Below are 15,741 nucleotides of genomic sequence, written 5' to 3'. Positions count from 1 at the left end.
GAAATCGGCACGCCGGGTTCGATGAGCGGGGTGTGGAAACGTGGCTATGGCGAGGGTACTCGGGCACCGCCAGACGAAAGGGGCGGCAAACAGACAACCTGGACCTACGGTCGGCGCGCCACATCTCGACTCTACACTTTCCGGGCCGATTTTGGTCTGTGCGCGGCGCTTGCACGCCGACCGGGGCGTGTTGAATCAATGACTTGAGTGCACCGTGAGGCCGTTTCTCGTTGATTGCGTGTAGTGGCACGTTTGTAAATGTTGTGTAGTTGATTTCGCGGAGCGCGCCAGCTACACTTCGGCCATGTTCATCAAGATCACCCAGTCCGGCGGTCGGCGCTACGCCCAGCTCGTGGAATCGTTTCGCAACGACGCCGGTCAGCCGCGTCAGCGCACGGTGTGCACGCTGGGTCGTCTGGACGTCGGGGGCGACGTGGACAAGCTCATCGCCGGACTGCAGCGCGCCCAGGGCCGCGCTCCTGCAGCTTCGTCGCTGCAAGGGCTGCGCTTTCTGGCCAGCCGCCAGGCCGGCGACGTGTGGGCGCTGGCGCAGCTGTGGAAACAGCTCGAACTCGATGAGCTGGCCGGCGCCTGGCGCAGGTCCAAGACCGAGGTCGACGTGCTGGGGTGCCTGCGCGCCATGGTGTGGAACCGCCTCAGCGACGCGCAGAGCAAGCTCGGCGTGCTGCGCTGGCTGGACACGGTGGCCCTGCCGGTGGAGTTCGCCTTCTCGCAGGCGCCGCAGCACCAGCACCTGCTGCGGGCGATGGACGTGATCGACGAGCACGCCGACGCCCTTGGCGAGAGGCTGTCGATGCTGCTGCGCCCGCTGGTCGATCAGGATCTGTCGGTGGTGTTCTACGACCTCACGACGGTGAGCGTTGCCGGCGAGAGCGAACTGCCCGGCGACGTGCGCGTGCACGGCATGGGCAAGTCGGGCAAGGTGGAGCGTCAATTCATGCTCTCGCTGGTGCAGACCGCCGACGGGCTGCCCATCGCCCACGAGGTCCACCCCGGCAACACGGCCGAGGCCAGGACATTGCTGCCCATGATTCGCGCACTGTTGGCGCGCTACCCGCTCAAGCGCGTGGTGCTGATTGCCGATCGCGGACTGCTCAGCCTGGACAACCTCAAGGAGCTCGGCGCGCTGCAGGACGCATTGCGCACCGAGGGGCGCGACGTCGAGGTGCAGTACATCCTGGCCGTGCCGGCTGCGCGCTACGGCGAGTTCGCCGACGATCTGCGCACGTTGGCCGCGACCCAGGACAGCACGAAACCCTGGGCGGCGCAGTTGCCGTGGAAACAGCAGCGCCTGGTCGTCGCGCACGACCCGGAGGGTGCCGCGCGCCGCCGCCAGCAGCGCGAGGAGCAGCTTGCCGAACTCATCGCGCTGGGCCAGCAGTGGAGCGGAACCCTCGACGCGCAGGACGCTGGAGAGCGCCGGCGCGGGCGGCCGCTATCAGACTCGGGGGCGACCGCGCGTTTCTATCACGCGGTCAAAGAAGCCAACATGGCCCACGTGGTCAAAGTCGACCTTCAGGGCAAGCTGTTCAGCTTTCAAATCGACGAAGCGCGCAAGCAGTACCTGCAATTGCTCGACGGCAAGCTCTTGCTGGTGACCAACACCGATGCGCCAGCCGACGAGGTGGTGCAGCGCTACAAGAGCCTGGCCGACATCGAGCGCGGCTTCCGGGTTCTGAAATCCGACATCGCCATCGGCCCGGTCTACCACCGCCTGCCCAGGCGCATCCGCGCCCATGCGCTGATCTGCTTCATCGCGCTGATCCTGCACCGCGTCATGCGCATGCGGCTGCGCGCCGCCGGGCGCGAGGGCTCGCCGACCCGCTGGCTCGAGCAATTGCGCGCCATCCACCAGCAGACAGTCCAATCCGCTGACGGCGAAACCGCCACCGGACTCACCGAGATCACGCCTGCACAAAAGGCCCTGTTCGCCGACCTGTCACTGCCAACTCCCATACCGGCCGACCTTCCTGCCCCCGTTCTGTAGTCTGCGTTTGGAAGCTTGCTTTCAATGCAATCAATAACTTGCGTGCCGGAAGTGACGAAGTCGGGTAAAGATTCGGTGATGACGTAGGCTGACCGAGTCGCGAGCAGAACGTGCTGGACACAGAAGTTTTTTCGCCGTACCCTGTTTGCTGTGAACGACACAGCCGCAGACCTGGACTCGGCGATCGGGACGGTGCCCGACGCAAGACGGCCGACGCCGAAACCCTATGACCAGGAGTTGGTCACGCTGACCAGGCGCGAGCACATCGAGTTGGTGCAGCGGGCAAACGCATACCGATCCCTGCATGCGCGAGCCGTGGCACGCATCGAGTTCGTGGAACGTCGGCATCAGGCCGAGAAGGCGCGATTTGCGCAGCGTGAAGCCGAGTTGAAGGCGGCGCTGGAGGCCGCGCAGGCGCAGATCCGTGACCTTCGCCTGCGTGTGTTTGGCGCCAAGACGGAACAGTCGCGCTCGATCAATGCGGTGTGCCAGGTCAGCGCTGGCCCTCCACGGCCGCGGGGCCAGCAACGTGGGCGGCGTGGTCACGGCCGCACGCGCCTGGGCGGATTGCCGGCCAGGGTTGAGGAGGTGACGCTGCAGACGACGTGCCCACGCTGCGGCCTGGGGCTGAGCGCGTTTCCCGGCACGCAGGATGCCGAGATTCTGGAGATCGAGGTCAAGGCGTACCGCCGCATCGTCCGTCGGCACCGCTACCGGCCGCTGTGCTGCTGCGGCGCACTTCCCGGCATCGTGACGGCGCCGCCGCCGGCGCAACTCATCCCACGGGGCAAGCTGGGCGTGTCGGTCTGGGTGGAGGCACTGCTGTCGAAGTTTCTCTATGGGCAGCCCAGCCACAGGCTGCTGCAGGACTGGGACGATCATGGGCTGCACATCGCGCAGGGCACGCTCACCGAGGGCCTGCGCATGCTGTGGCCGTTGCTGGGGCCGGTGGCCGAGGCTGGCCTGGATGAGCTGCGACGTGGCTCGCACTGGCATGCCGACGAGACACGCTGGGAGGTGTTCGAGGAGGAGCCCGGCAAGGTCGGGCATCGCTGGTACCTGTGGGTGTTTCAGTCGGCCACTGCGGTGTGCTTTGTGCTCGATCCTTCACGCTCGGCCTCGGTGCCGGCGGCCGCACTCAACCATGTGGACGAGGGGATTCTCAGTGTCGACCGCTACGCCTCGTACCGCAAGTTCGCCCGGTTGAACCCGGGGGTGAAGCTGTCGATCTGCTGGGCGCACCAGCGGCGCGACTTCCTGCGCGCGGCCAACGAGCATCCGGCGCTGTGGGACTGGGCCATGGGTTGGGTCGGGCTCATCGGCGAGCTGTACGCCTTGCACGCCCGGCGGCGGCAACAATGGGCGGATGGCGACGCTGCCTTCAAGGACAGCGATGCCGAGACGCGCGCGCTGGTGGCCTCGATGGAGCAGCGCTGCCTGGATGAGTTGGCCGACACGGCACTGGCAGGCGCGGCGCACAAGGTGCTGCGTACCCTGCGCACGTACTGGGCGGGACTGATCCTGTTCCTGGATCATCCCGCCATCGACCTGGACAATAACGCCGCCGAACGCGCGCTGCGGCCCGCGGTGGTCGGGCGCAAGAACTTCTATGGTTCGGGCAGCCAGTGGTCGGGCAGCTGGCCGCCACGATGCGCAGTGTGCTCGGCACGCTGGAGTTGTGGGGGCTCAATCCGCGCACCTGGCTGAGCGCGTATCTGCATGCCTGCGCACACGCGGGCGGCTGCATGCCGGCGGACCTCGACCGCTTCCTGCCCTGGCGGATGGATGAAACCCGGCTGAGCGCGATGCGCGGCGTGGCCTGCGCAACAATCGACAGCTCATGAACAAACGGTACTGCGGGCGCGTGTTCACGCAGGAGGAGCTTGACGCCATCGCCTGGCTGATGGCGCAAAACCCCCAGCTCAAGCGCGCGCCGCTGTCGCGCAGGGTGTGCGAGATGCTGGACTGGCGCCGCCCTGATGGACGCCTCAGCGACATGAGTTGCCGCGTGGCGATGCTGCGCATGCAGACTGACGGCTTGATCACGCTGCCACCCTCACAGATGCCTCACCCGCGGCGCCGGGCGCAGTTCGACCCCACCCCAGCCACCGATGCGCAAGGTGCGATCGACATGCCCGTGCATGCTCTGGATGCCTTGCGCCTGGAGGTCGTCGCCGGTGTCGGCGCGGCCTCCAAGCTGTGGAACGAATACGTGGCCCGCTACCACTACCTGGGCTACACGCCCATGTCGGGCAGCCAGATCCGTTACAACGTCTACGCTGGCGACCGGCTCGTTGCCTTGCTGAGCTTCGGCGCCAGCGCCTGGAAGCTGGCCGATCGCGAACGATTCATCGGCTGGAATCACGAGCAGCGGCAGAACAACCTGCAGCGCGTCGTCAACAACACGCGCTTCCTGATCCTGCCGTGGGTGCAGTCCAAAGGGCTTGCCTCGAAGATCCTGGCCCTCGCCGCGCGTCGCCTGCCCAAAGACTGGCAGCAGCGCTACGGCTACTCGCCCGTGATGCTGGAGACCTTCGTCGAAAGCCCCAGGCACAAAGGCACCTGCTACAAGGCCGCCAACTGGGTCCTCGTGGGCAAAACAACCGGCCGCGGCAAAAAGAGCCTCTCGCACCAACAGGCGCTGCCCATCAAGGACATCTGGCTGTACCCGCTGCGTCCCGACTACGCAGCCATCCTGCGTCGGTAGTCGGCCCTGATTTATTCATTTTCAAGCGGCGGCCAGTCGCAGCGCTGGGCCGTTGAGCGCATAGCAGGCGAGTTCGCGCAGCATCTGATGCCAGTTCGGGCGTAAGTACGCAGCCTGACACAGGCGCAAATAAAGCCGACGCACAAAGGGCACCCCCTTCCTGGCGATCATGCGCAGCAGCCATTTGATGTTGTAGCCTGCCGCGCACAGCACGGCGTGCAACCGGTCGCCCTGCTCACCCTTGAGGGGGCAACGGTCCATGCGGTGATCGCTCTTGAGGTGGCCGATGATGGGCTCGATGGCCTGGCGCCGCTTGAGTTGTTTTCTGTCCTTGCTGCTGATGCGTTTGGATTTGCCCCGGTGCACGATATGCACATCCGGGTTGTCAGCATCCACGCCCCGATAGCCCAGGTCAACGAACGCGGTTGCCGGCTTTGACCTGCTGTCCTGCATCAGGATCGTGGCCTGCTCCAGTTGCTCGCTCAGGGTGTGGCCGTCGTACGGGTTGCCGTGGAAGGCCCGGGCGCCCACGATCAGATTGCCCCTGAGCGTGCTGGCGATGCCCACCTTGACCCCGAACTCATAGGGCGTTCGGGCCTTGCCTTTGCTGATGCAGGCCACTTCCGGCGCATGCCAGGCGTAAAGCTTGGGTTGCCCATCCGCCGCCTTGCGCTGGCCGCTCTGGGCGTTGATGCGCTGGGCCTTGTGCAAGGTCTCACCCAGTGCCTCTCGCACCGCCTGGCCAATGGCGCTGCCCTTGCGCTCGATCTCGCGCTGCAAGCGGCCCACGATGGTGCGCTGGCGCTTGATGGTCCGACGCATGCGTTTGAACTGGCGGGCATGCGCATAGCGCCCGGCCTTGCGGCTGAGCTCCTTGCCTTCCTTGGCAAAGGTCTGCTTGAGCGCAATCCCCGCATCCCTGGCCGCCTCGACCAGTTTGGTGCGCGCCGTCTCCAGCAGGCGGCTGTCGGTGGGGTGGGCGATCGCCTTGTGCTGCACCGTGCTGTCCACAATCACCCGCGCGAATTCCTGCGGCTTGATCAGCTTGAGGTCCACAGCCACGTTGAGGGTCTGCGCCAGCAGCTCTTCCACGCCGTCCTCACCCAGCAGCTTGCGAAACTTGATCAGGGTGGTGGCGTCGCAAGGCTGGTGGTGTTCAAAGTACGCCTGACCCGAGAAGAACTGCCAGGTCGGCGTTTCGCCCCAGCGCTCGACGACGCCCTCGTCGGACTCGTTGAAAGCGTGCTTGAGGTACAGCAGCGCAATCATGATGCGCAGCGCCACGCGAGGCCGCCCGGCGTTGCTGGGCACAGCCGCGCGCTGCACCTGTTCGCCGAAGAGATCGAGGTCGGGCATGGCCACGCCTGCACGACCTTTGCGCGAAAAAGTCTGCGCCACCCTTGCTTCGATCTCCTGCCAGGGCATGCGCGAGGCCAGCACGGCCAGCGGATGGCGCAGATCGATCATGTGGTCGATGCGTGCGCGGAAAAAATCGTCGGTGGCAGGGCAGGCAAACATCACGGCAAAACTCCCAGAAAACAGCCCCTATTGGAAATCAGACTGGGAGTTCACACCATCGGCAATCACCCCAGAAACCCCGTATTCATGCGGGTTGCGGGGGTTCTTCAGGGCCGACTCGGTAACGGCTGCCGACGTCATCACCGAATCTTTACGAAGTCGGGGGGCACGATCTCCCAACAGGCTGAGCAGCGCTGCGACGGTTTGAGTTGGCGCGTGTTACTCAGGTGCAGTCGCGTGCCAGCTTCTTCCGCTTTGTACGCGAGCATCTGATGCGCCATGCCGAACGCTGCCGAGAGCATTTCTCGGTTGAGTCCGGACTTCTGCCTCACGCGCCGGCCCGGCGCATCCACCGTACCTCGGGCGCTGCGACTCATGGTCTTCGGAGCCAGTTGCTCCGTCGCCAGCACTGCGCATTGCTGCACCATCCTGGTCGTTTCCTTGTGCACGAAGTCCCGGCGCAAATTGCCGATGCGATCGTGCAGCTTGGCGATCCGACGCCCGAGCCTCTTGAAACGCAACGACCCGTTGCGCTTTCTGGCGCGTTCGCGCTGCAATGCCGCAAGGTGCGGCAGTTCCTCGCGCACCCAGCGCGGGTTGGCGATGGTCTGTCCATCGTCGAACGTGGCCCAGTCGGTGACGCCGAAGTCCACACCCCGGCGCTGCTCCTCGGTGCGCTGGCGTGCACAGGCGGCGTCCGGCACGCGCAGCGTCACCGACACGAACCACTGGCCGCCGCGGCGCGTCAGCGTGATGTCGTTGGGCTTGGCATCCGGCCCGAAGCGGTGACGCCCGCGCGCCCGGATGGACATGGCGGCCTCGCCGCTGCCGATACGCAGCGTCGCGCCACGGCCGCCGTGCTGCATGAGCTTCCATCCCGACGGGTCTGGATACGCGAAGCCCGAGAACCGCTTCGCTGCCTTGAAACGCGGAAAGCCGGGCGTCTGCCCGGCTTTGACCCGGCGAAAGAACGCCTGGAAGGCCAGGTCGAGGCGGCGCAGCGTCTGCTGCAAGGCATGACTGCCGAGTTCGTTGAACTCAGGCCGATCTGCCTTGATCTGCGGTAGGACGTTTTGTTGGTCGTAGTAGGAGACATGCTTGCCGGCCTTGCGCCAGGCATCGATGCGTTCTTCGAGCGCCGCGTTGTACAACTCGCAGTGCAGCCGCGTCCACGCCTCCAGCCGCGCCATCTGCGCGGCATTGGGATACAGCTTGAGCGTGACTTTGCGCCGTTGCATGCTGGTATTTTATCCAGCATGGCGAGGAACAACAAGCGAAAACCGCCCGCTTGACCCCCTCCTGCCCGGACGGCTTCGCCTATGCGACGCTGTGCGTCGGGCCGGGCGAGGAAGGGGAATGCGCGAGCATGTGTTCAGTGGCTCAAAGGTCTGATGAGTTTCCGCGACTGACATGCAAAGCGCGTGGGGCGGTTCGAAGGCGCCGGCACACGATCGCTTCCCGCGGTCCGAGCCCGGGCTCGGAGGCGGCCGACGAAGCGCCCGTCTGCGATCAACGTTGCCCTTCGAGGGCTGACAGCGATGTTGCGATCGGCGCGCTTGCCGAGGGTCTGACCCGCGGGTGTGACCGCGCGCAAGGGGTGAATGAGGCAAGATCGCCGCGAAGGAAATCCACTGCACCACGCGGGCCTTCGGTACGCTTGAGCTCATGCGCATGTCTCGACTCATCACCCGGTGTTTCCTGCTTGGGGCCATCGTCCTCGCCGGCGTGGCAAGGCATCCCGCCCATGCACAAGGCGGGCTGGCAGCGCCTGCTACGCGCGCGTCAGCTGAGCGCGTCATGCCCGGGATCGCTGGTGCGCAGGCCGAGCCTCGCATCTGCCTTGCGCTTTCCGGCGGTGGCGCTCGGGGATTGGCGCACATTGGTGTGCTGATGGCGCTGCGGGACATGCGCGTGCCCGTGGATTGCATCGCCGGCACCAGCATGGGCGCCATCATTGGCGGCTTGTACGCGGCAGGGGTCCCGCTGGCCGTGCTGCGCCAGCAGGTGGCCGGGTTGGACTGGAATGCCGTGTTCCGCGGCCGCCCGCCGCGCGCGGGCCTGGATTTTCAGCGCAAAGTGGATGACATGCGCGTCCCGGGAGGGATCGAACTCGGTATCAACGAACACGGACAACTCAGCCTGCCCGACGCTGCGGTCAACAGCACCGCGCTCGAGACGGTTCTGACCAACCTCACGTTGCAGACCCGCGCGGTAGCTGATTTTGCGGCGCTTCCCATTGCGTTTCGCGCGGTGGCCACGAATATGGTCGACGGCAAGAAAGTGGTTCTGCAGCAGGGCGATCTTGCTGCAGCGCTGCGTGCCAGCATGTCGGTGCCGGGCTTGTTTCCACCCATTGAGGTGCACGGGGCGTTGCTCGGCGACGGCGGGCTGGTGGACAACATGCCCATCGACGTGGCCCGCGCCATGGGTGCGCAGGTCGTGATCGCGGTCAATATCTCGACCCCGCTGGCCTCGCGCAAGGAGCTTGGCAGCATCGTGGGCGTGACAGGGCAGATGATCAGCATCCTGATGGAGCAGAACGTGAACGCGCAGCTCGCCACCTTGACGCCGGCGGACGTGCTGATCGACCCCAATCTGGATGGGATTTCCTCGCTGGACTTCGACAAGGGCGAGCAGGCACTGCGCCAGGGCTATGCGGCCACCATGGCGGCCGCGCCGCGGCTGGCCCGCTACGCGCTGTCGCCGCAGGCCTACCTTGCATGGCGCATTCGTGTGGACACGCGGGCGCAGCAGCTGGTGGCCGGGTTGTCCGATCGCCCGCTGAAGGCCGTGCGCGTGGAGGGTTCGGCGTGGGCGCCTGCGGCCACGCTCGAGGACAACCTGGAGCAGAAGGCGGGTGAACCCCTGCATTACGCCGACGTGCACCGAGACCTCGATTTCCTTGCCGGTATGGGCGACTTTTCCCGCGTCGACTATCGCTTGGTCCGCGAAGGTGATGGCGACGCGCTGGTCTATCACGTGGCCGACAAGCCATGGGGTCCCAATTTCCTGCGATTCGGCCTGGGGCTCTACACCGATCTGCGCAATCAGACCCGCTTCGAGTTGACGCTCGACCAGCGCCGCCCCTGGCTCAACAGCCTGGGCGGGGAGTGGCGCAACTTCCTCCAGCTGGGCTGGGAGAACCGGTGGCTGTCAGAGCTGTACCAGCCGGTCAATGCGACGGACACGCTGTTCCTGGCCCCCTATCTGGATGTGGATTCGCGGCCGATCGACATGTACCGGGGCAGCCAGCCCATCGACCGCTACCGGCTGACCACGTCACGCGTGGGGCTGGATCTGGGCATGCCCGTGGCTGATTATGGCGAGCTGCGCTTGGGCTACAGCGTGGCGCAGATCGCGGCGAACACGATTCTGGGGGCCTCTGACCTTGGTGGCAGCGTGCGCGAGGCCGGGGTACGCGCCGTGGCGACGTTCGACAGGCTTGACCACGCCTATTTCCCGCGCGAGGGCTGGCGCGCCCGACTTGAGACGTTCAGTGCCGACCGCAAGCTCGGCAGCGCGGCCAACTATGTGCGCATCGACCTGTCAGGCCAAGCGAACCACAGCTTCGGTCGGCAGACGGTCGAGGCGGCTGCGCGGCTGGCAAGCTTTCGCGATATCTCCGGCACCGGCTACAACTATTTTGCGCTGGGCGGGTTCGACCTGCTGTCGGGTTTTCGCGAAGGCCAGATCATCGGTAACTACCTGGCCTATTTCCGGCTGGGCCTGCGCACCGAGTTGACAACGGCGGGCCTGTTCGGTGGCGCCACCTATGCCGGGTTGAATCTGGAACGTGGCAACGCCTGGGCCAGCCGGGACCAGATATCCCTGGGGGACTTGCGCTCCAGCATCGCCTTGTACCTGGGGGCCGACACGCCGCTGGGGCCGGTGTACTTCGGGATCGGCAAGGCGCCTGGACAGGTGGTGAACTACTACTTGATGCTGGGCCGGCCCTGAACGCCTGCCGCGCGGGGCCTCATTCGTGCTTGGGCTGCGGCGCGCTCGGGGAGGTGGAGGCAACGGGTTCGTCTGCGCCGAGTCCTCGCGTTTGCAGCCACTCCTCGAGCAACTGGCTGGCTTCGAGCAGGCCTTGTCGTTTGGTGGCCGAGAACATCTGGACCGAGGTGGGTGCCATCAGGCCTGCGCGCGCGCCATTGCGCTGCAGGTCGTCACGCACGGCCTGCGCCTGAGCATGCTGCTGGCTGCGCGTGAGTTTGTCGGCCTTGGTCAGCAGCACGTGCACAGGCAACGCGGCTGGCGCCGAGTAACTCAGGAGCGTCCAGTCCAGCGGCGTGAGTCCGTGCCGGCTGTCGGCGATGAGGATCAGGCCCACGAGCTGCGTGCGCTGAGTCAGGTATTGGGCGATAAAGCGCTCCCAGCGCTGCTTGGTGGCCAGCGGCACCGAGGCGTAGCCATAGCCTGGCAGGTCAGCGAGCAGTCCGGTCGTGGCGCCGCCCAGACCCACGCTGAACAGGTTGATGTGTTGGGTGCGCCCAGGTGTCTTGGAGGAAAAGGCCAACCGGCGCTGGCCGCACAGGACGTTGATGGCCGTGGACTTGCCAGCGTTGGATCGTCCGACGAAAGCCACCTCCGGCCAGTCGCTCGCCGGGAGCTGATCGAACTGGGCAGCCGTGGTGAAAAACCGCGCTGACTGCAGCAGCGGGCTGGTATCGGCCGCGCGTTTGGCAGCGGGTGTGCTGGAATTCCCTATATTCGTCATGACTTATACATCGTTAGCATGCGGCATCTTATTCCCCTGCTTGAATCTCCATGCTGCCAGACGACAAAGGTATGCGCATCCTTCCGACTTTTGCCCAACGCTGGCGCAGGCCCCTTCGGGCCGCGCTTGGAGCCCTGGCGCTTGCATCGACCACAGGGGGGCCGGCGAGCGCGGCGCAGGGGGCCACCCCGGCAGCACCGAGCTTCGAGGTCTCGGCTGCGGCGCCGACTGCTGCGCAAATCGCTCACGGCAGGCAACTGGCTCAGACGTGCGCCGCATGCCATGGGCTGGACGGCAATGCGACAAGCGCGCAGTTCCCGAAGCTGGCGCAGCAGGGCCAGGAGTACATTGCTCAGGAACTGATGCGATTCAAGGCTGCGCCGGGCAAAAAGCCCGAGCGTGTGAACGCCATCATGAATGGCATTGCCATGGCGCTGTCGCCGCAGGACATGCATGATCTTGCCGCATACTACAGCCGTCAACCCATCAAGCCTGCCATCGCCTCCAACGCGAAGTGGGCCAAGATTGGCATGCAGATCTGGCGCGGGGGCATCGCCGACCGTCAGGTGCCTGCCTGCGCTGCCTGCCATGGACCCGGTGGGCTGGGCATGCCGCCTCAGTACCCGCGTCTGGCTGGGCAGTGGTCGGCCTACATCGAGGCGCAGCTGCATGCGTTTCGTACCGGAGCACGCGGCGATTTCACGCCCATGCACGACATCGCTTCGCGCATGAGCGACCGTCAGATTCGTGATGTGTCAGATTTTGTTGCAGGTTTGCGGTGAACGATTTGCGCGGAGATCGCTCCATGCATGATGGATTTCCACAAATCGACTGCGGACTTGGCTAGGCCTGGAATCTGGGATTTTGCTATATTGCGACGCTCCAATCGCCTTGTGCGCCGAGGCAGCAAGGGTGGCGTTTCCCTACACCCTGGTGTATGGCCCGGCAACAGGCATGAAAAGGGCTTAAAAGCGGCTGCGGTCGCCCGCGCAAACTGCGCGCGCGCGACCAGCACCCGTACAGCCACACCCGACCGGCTCAGCCCCGGCATCTGATCGGCATCACATGTCTTCCATTTCCAACCTCAGCACCTCCGGTTTGCAGTTGCGCCGCGGCTCCCGCGCTTGGCGCAGCCTGGTCGAATTGCTGTCGTCCATGCGTTTTGCGATTTCCCTTCTGGTGATCGTGGCCATCGCCAGCATCATCGGCACCGTGCTGCAGCAAGGCGAGGCGCTGAGCAACTATGTGGACCAGTTCGGTCCGTTCTGGACGGCCGTGTTCCATCGCATCGATCTGTTCAACGTGTACAGCTCGTGGTGGTTCCTGCTGATCATGGCTTTCCTTGTGGTGTCCACCACGCTGTGTCTGACGCGCAACACGCCCAAGATCATCGTCGACCTCAAGAGCTTCAAGGCCAATATCCGTGAGCAGGGGCTGCGCTCGTTCCATGACAAGGCCGAGGTGGAGCAGTTGACGTCGCGCGAGACCACCGTGGCGCACATCGTGAGCGAGCTCAAGGGCCATGGCTACGCCGTGAAAGTGCAGCCCGTGGAGAGCGACCCGCAGGGCGCCACCATGGTGGCGGCCAAGACGGGCGGGCTCAACCGCATCGGCTACATCCTTGCGCATAGCGCGTTCGTGCTCATCTGCGTCGGGGGCCTGCTCGACGGCGACATGATGATCAAGCTGCAGATGCTGCTGCTGGGCAAGCATGTGCTGAAGACGAACATGGAAATCTCCCAGGTTCCCAAGCAGAACATTCTTTCCGTGCGCAACCCGACCTACCGCGGCAACCTGTCCATTCCCGAGGGTGGCAGCTCCAACATGGCGATTCTCACGATCGGGGATGGATCCGTGCTGCAGCCGTTGCCCTTCAGCATCACGTTGAAGAAGTTTGTGGTGGATTTTTACTCCACCGGCATGCCTCGCTTGTTCGCCAGCAACGTGGAGATCACCGATCGCAAGACCGGCAAGACCTTTCCGGCCACGATCAAGGTCAACGAACCGCTGACCTACGACGGCGTGACCGTGTTCCAGTCCGGATTCGATGATGGCGGCTCGCATTTGCAGTTCAAGGCCTGGCCGATGCAGGGGCCAGGTGACAAGGCGTTCACGCTTGACGGTGATGTCGGCAGCTCGCGCCAGCTGACCAACGGCCAGCAGGCCCTGCGGCTGGAGATCACGGGCTTTCGCCTGATGAACGTGGAGAACATGAGTGCTGCCCAACAAGATGGCAGGACGCCCCCCAAGACGGACCTCATGCAGAAGTTCGACCAGCACCTGGGGGCTGCAGTCAAGCGCAACCAGACCACCAAGCTCACGAACGTTGGCCCTGCCGTGATCTACAAGCTGCGCGATGCAGCGGGCCAGGCCCACGAGTTCTTTAACTACATGCTTCCTGTCGAACTCGATGGCATGAAGATGTTTCTCGCCGGCGAGCGCAGCGAACTCGGTGGTGCGTATCACTACCTGCGCATGCCAGCCGACTCCAAGGACTCGATCGACGGGTGGATGCGGTTTCGCGCGGCATTGGACAACCCGGCCGCCCGCCAGCAGGCCGTGGATGCGTATGTGAAGGATTCCTTGCCGGCTGACGCATCCCCCACGCTGGTCAACCAGCTCAAGGACACGGCGGGGCGCACGCTGGACATCTTCGCCGGCGACATCCCGCGCGACCCCAAGAGTGGTGCGCCCCTCGTGAAGGCGCCTGGTGGTCTGCCCGCATTGGCCGAGTTCCTCGAGCGCAACGTGCCCAAGGATCAGTTGGCCAAGGCATCGGATGTCTTTATCCGTGTGCTCAACGGCACGCTGTGGCAGCTCTGGCAGGTCTCTCGGGTTCAGGCGGGCCTGCCGGCGGCCGTCGACAGCCCTGCCAACACGCGCTTTTTCAACGCCGCGGTGCTGGCCCTGTCGGATTCGACCTTTTACCCCGCGCCCCTGTACCTGCAACCCACGGACTTCAAGCAGGTTCAGGCGAGCATTTTCCAGGTGGCGCGCGCACCGGGCAAGACCATCGTGTATCTGGGCGCCATCCTGCTCATCCTCGGCGTGTTCGCCATGCTCTACATCCGCGAGCGCCGCGCATGGTTTGTCGTGCGCGACAGCGGCGCCTCGGGCAGCAGGACCCTCATGGCCATGAGCACCAACCGCCGCACGCTCGATTTCGAGAAAGAATTTGAAACCCTGCGCACCGCCACCCTGGGCGTAGGATCACAAGCGCCGGCATCAGCATCGCCGGGTCCGGATCAAACCTGAAAGGCTTTCGCCATGGAACTTACGAGCAAATCCCACACGTTAGGGCTCAAGCCGGCGCCTCACGATGTGAAGCACACCGGCCCGATGGCCTACCTGCGGCGCCGGTCGGTTTACGACTGGATTTTCCTTGCGCTCATTTTGGCCGGTGACGTGACCGTGCTGAGCCAGTACGGGCAGAACATGGGCTATTACGTCAAGCTCATTTTCCTTGGCGCAACGACCGCATTGCTGTTTCTTGGCTGGGGCTGGACCGCGATCAAGAACCTGGCGATCGCCGTGGCCGCCTTGTCCCTGTTCGGCATCTGGCAGTACTACGGACCGAACGGCGTGCCGGTATTGGCTCGCGGCGAGCAGGACTTCGTCCTCAAATTCTTCCTCTCCAGTCAGACCGCCATCATGTGGATGGCCTTCCTGTTCTTCCTCAGCACGGCCAGCTACTGGGTCGGGATGTTCACCGGTCCGGCGCAGGTCACAGCGGGTGGTGCCATTGCGGGTGGCGGCGCGATGATTCGCAATGACCGTGGCTGGCAGTCGAATTTCCCGCAGCTCTTCGCATCGCGTCTGGCCTGGATCGGCGTGACCATGGCGCTCGTGGGCACCATGATGCGCTGGTTTGAGAGCTATTTGGTCGGCCCGGACGTCGGTCATATTCCGCTGTCCAACCTGTATGAAGTGTTCGTGCTGTTCTCGTGGCTCACCACGACGCTGTACCTGTACCTGGAGCACCGCTACAAGACGCGCAGCATGGGCGCTTTCGCCATGCTGGTGGTCAGTGCCGCCGTGGTTTTTCTGCTGTGGTACAGCATGGTGCAGGGCGCCTATGAAATCCAGCCGCTGGTGCCGTCGCTGCAAAGCTGGTGGATGAAGCTGCACGTACCCGCGAATTTCATCGGGTACGGCACGTTTGCCATCGCTGCGATGGTGGGCTTTGCCTATCTCATCAAGGCCCATGCGCAGGAAACCTCGTTGTGGAAGCTCGGTCCGCTGTGGGTGCTGGGCTTCGTGATGTTCTTCGAGCCCCTGGTGTTTCGCCAGGGCGGCATCTCCGAGTATTGGGGGGTGTTCGCCGGCGTCTCGGCGCTGGCCGTCGGCGGCATCCTGTACGCCCGCCAGCGCATCGCCTCGCATCTGCCCTCGCTTGAGGTGATGGACGACGTCATCTACAAATCCATCGCCATCGGTTTCACCTTCTTCACCATCGCCACGATCCTCGGCGCGATGTGGGCTGCCGAGGCCTGGGGTGGATACTGGAGCTGGGATCCGAAGGAAACCTGGGCGCTGATCGTGTGGTTGAACTACGCAGCCTGGCTGCACATGCGCCTGATGAAGGGTTTGCGCGGGCAAGTGGCGGCGTGGTGGGCGCTCACCGGGCTGCTGGTGACGACCTTCGCCTTCCTCGGCGTCAACATGTTCCTTTCCGGTTTGCATTCCTATGGCAAGCTTTAAGCCGGCCATGATCCTTGCATGAAAACGGGCCCTTCGGGGCCCGTTTTGCATGTTGATGACCCCGCACACGGGGGTGATTAGCCGCCC

At 64.7% G+C, this 15,741-nt stretch carries 9 protein-coding genes and 1 pseudogene; 7 read left to right on the top strand and 3 right to left on the bottom strand.

The features are described from left to right. The first annotated feature begins 304 nt into the window (after positions 1 to 304). From CD04_RS0112155 to CD04_RS0112140, 3 genes and pseudogenes are all read left to right on the top strand, one after another. Complete coding sequence (locus CD04_RS0112155; protein WP_031407141.1) at positions 305 to 2,008, top strand: IS1634 family transposase; 1,704 nt, start codon at positions 305 to 307, stop codon at positions 2,006 to 2,008. Positions 2,009 to 2,158: 150 nt separating this feature from the next. Then, positions 2,159 to 3,852 (top strand): annotated as a pseudogene (locus CD04_RS0112150) (IS66 family transposase). Then, positions 3,849 to 4,715 carry a Druantia anti-phage system protein DruA gene (locus CD04_RS0112140; RefSeq protein WP_031403796.1) on the top strand — a complete coding sequence of 289 codons (867 nt, stop codon included), beginning with the start codon at positions 3,849 to 3,851 and terminating at the stop codon, positions 4,713 to 4,715. The pseudogene CD04_RS0112150 and the gene CD04_RS0112140 overlap by 4 nt, the downstream one beginning before the upstream one ends. A gap of 21 nt (positions 4,716 to 4,736) precedes the next feature. Here CD04_RS0112140 and CD04_RS0112135 read toward each other — a convergent pair whose 3' ends face one another. Beyond that, the gene (locus CD04_RS0112135; protein WP_231480588.1) at positions 4,737 to 6,233 is read right to left on the bottom strand and encodes an IS5 family transposase; all 1,497 of its coding nucleotides are present in this window, start codon (positions 6,231 to 6,233) and stop codon (positions 4,737 to 4,739) included. 140 nt (positions 6,234 to 6,373) lie between these two features. Then, a complete protein-coding gene (locus tag CD04_RS0112130) occupies positions 6,374 to 7,471 on the bottom strand; it encodes an RNA-guided endonuclease TnpB family protein (RefSeq protein WP_031407136.1) in 1,098 nt (365 codons plus the stop codon). Positions 7,472 to 7,904: 433 nt separating this feature from the next. On the opposite strand from CD04_RS0112130, the gene CD04_RS0112125 reads away from it, so the two are divergent. Then, positions 7,905 to 10,190 (top strand): patatin-like phospholipase family protein, encoded by a 2,286-nt coding sequence (locus CD04_RS0112125; protein WP_031407134.1) that lies wholly within the window; start codon positions 7,905 to 7,907, stop codon positions 10,188 to 10,190. Positions 10,191 to 10,209: 19 nt separating this feature from the next. Here CD04_RS0112125 and yihA read toward each other — a convergent pair whose 3' ends face one another. Further along, entirely contained in the window at positions 10,210 to 10,953 is a 744-nt protein-coding gene (gene yihA / locus CD04_RS0112120) for a ribosome biogenesis GTP-binding protein YihA/YsxC (RefSeq protein WP_051849143.1), read from the bottom strand. A 50-nt stretch (positions 10,954 to 11,003) separates the two neighbouring features. Here yihA and CD04_RS0112115 point away from each other — a divergent pair, with 50 nt between their 5' ends. The 3 genes from CD04_RS0112115 (at position 11,004) to ccsB (ending at position 15,654) form a co-directional block, all read left to right on the top strand. Next, positions 11,004 to 11,735: a cytochrome c gene (locus CD04_RS0112115; RefSeq protein WP_231480570.1), complete on the top strand. Its 732-nt coding sequence runs from the start codon at positions 11,004 to 11,006 to the stop codon at positions 11,733 to 11,735. A 283-nt stretch (positions 11,736 to 12,018) separates the two neighbouring features. Continuing rightward, entirely contained in the window at positions 12,019 to 14,208 is a 2,190-nt protein-coding gene (locus CD04_RS0112110) for a cytochrome c biogenesis protein ResB (protein ID WP_031407128.1), read from the top strand. A 12-nt stretch (positions 14,209 to 14,220) separates the two neighbouring features. Next, positions 14,221 to 15,654 carry a c-type cytochrome biogenesis protein CcsB gene (gene ccsB, locus CD04_RS0112105; RefSeq protein ID WP_031407125.1) on the top strand — a complete coding sequence of 478 codons (1,434 nt, stop codon included), beginning with the start codon at positions 14,221 to 14,223 and terminating at the stop codon, positions 15,652 to 15,654. The last annotated feature ends 87 nt before the right edge of the window (positions 15,655 to 15,741 follow it).

Origin of the sequence: Thiomonas sp. FB-Cd (assembly GCF_000733775.1) — a bacterium.
GTDB lineage: Bacteria > Pseudomonadota > Gammaproteobacteria > Burkholderiales > Burkholderiaceae_C > Thiomonas_A.
Note: the sequence above shows the minus strand (reverse complement) of the source record. Positions and strands in the feature narration are given on the sequence as shown.

What these genes read in the sequence shown, in the direction of transcription:
- CD04_RS0112130 (WP_031407136.1), bottom strand. Translation starts at nt 7,471, where the DNA reads ATGCAACGGCGCAAAGTCACGCTCAAGCTGTATCCCAATGCCGCGCAG.
- CD04_RS0112135 (WP_231480588.1), bottom strand. Translation starts at nt 6,233, where the DNA reads ATGTTTGCCTGCCCTGCCACCGACGATTTTTTCCGCGCACGCATCGAC.
- ccsB (WP_031407125.1), top strand. Translation starts at nt 14,221, where the DNA reads ATGGAACTTACGAGCAAATCCCACACGTTAGGGCTCAAGCCGGCGCCT.
- CD04_RS0112110 (WP_031407128.1), top strand. Translation starts at nt 12,019, where the DNA reads ATGTCTTCCATTTCCAACCTCAGCACCTCCGGTTTGCAGTTGCGCCGC.
- CD04_RS0112140 (WP_031403796.1), top strand. Translation starts at nt 3,849, where the DNA reads ATGAACAAACGGTACTGCGGGCGCGTGTTCACGCAGGAGGAGCTTGAC.
- CD04_RS0112125 (WP_031407134.1), top strand. Translation starts at nt 7,905, where the DNA reads ATGTCTCGACTCATCACCCGGTGTTTCCTGCTTGGGGCCATCGTCCTC.
- CD04_RS0112155 (WP_031407141.1), top strand. Translation starts at nt 305, where the DNA reads ATGTTCATCAAGATCACCCAGTCCGGCGGTCGGCGCTACGCCCAGCTC.
- yihA (WP_051849143.1), bottom strand. Translation starts at nt 10,953, where the DNA reads ATGACGAATATAGGGAATTCCAGCACACCCGCTGCCAAACGCGCGGCC.
- CD04_RS0112115 (WP_231480570.1), top strand. Translation starts at nt 11,004, where the DNA reads ATGCTGCCAGACGACAAAGGTATGCGCATCCTTCCGACTTTTGCCCAA.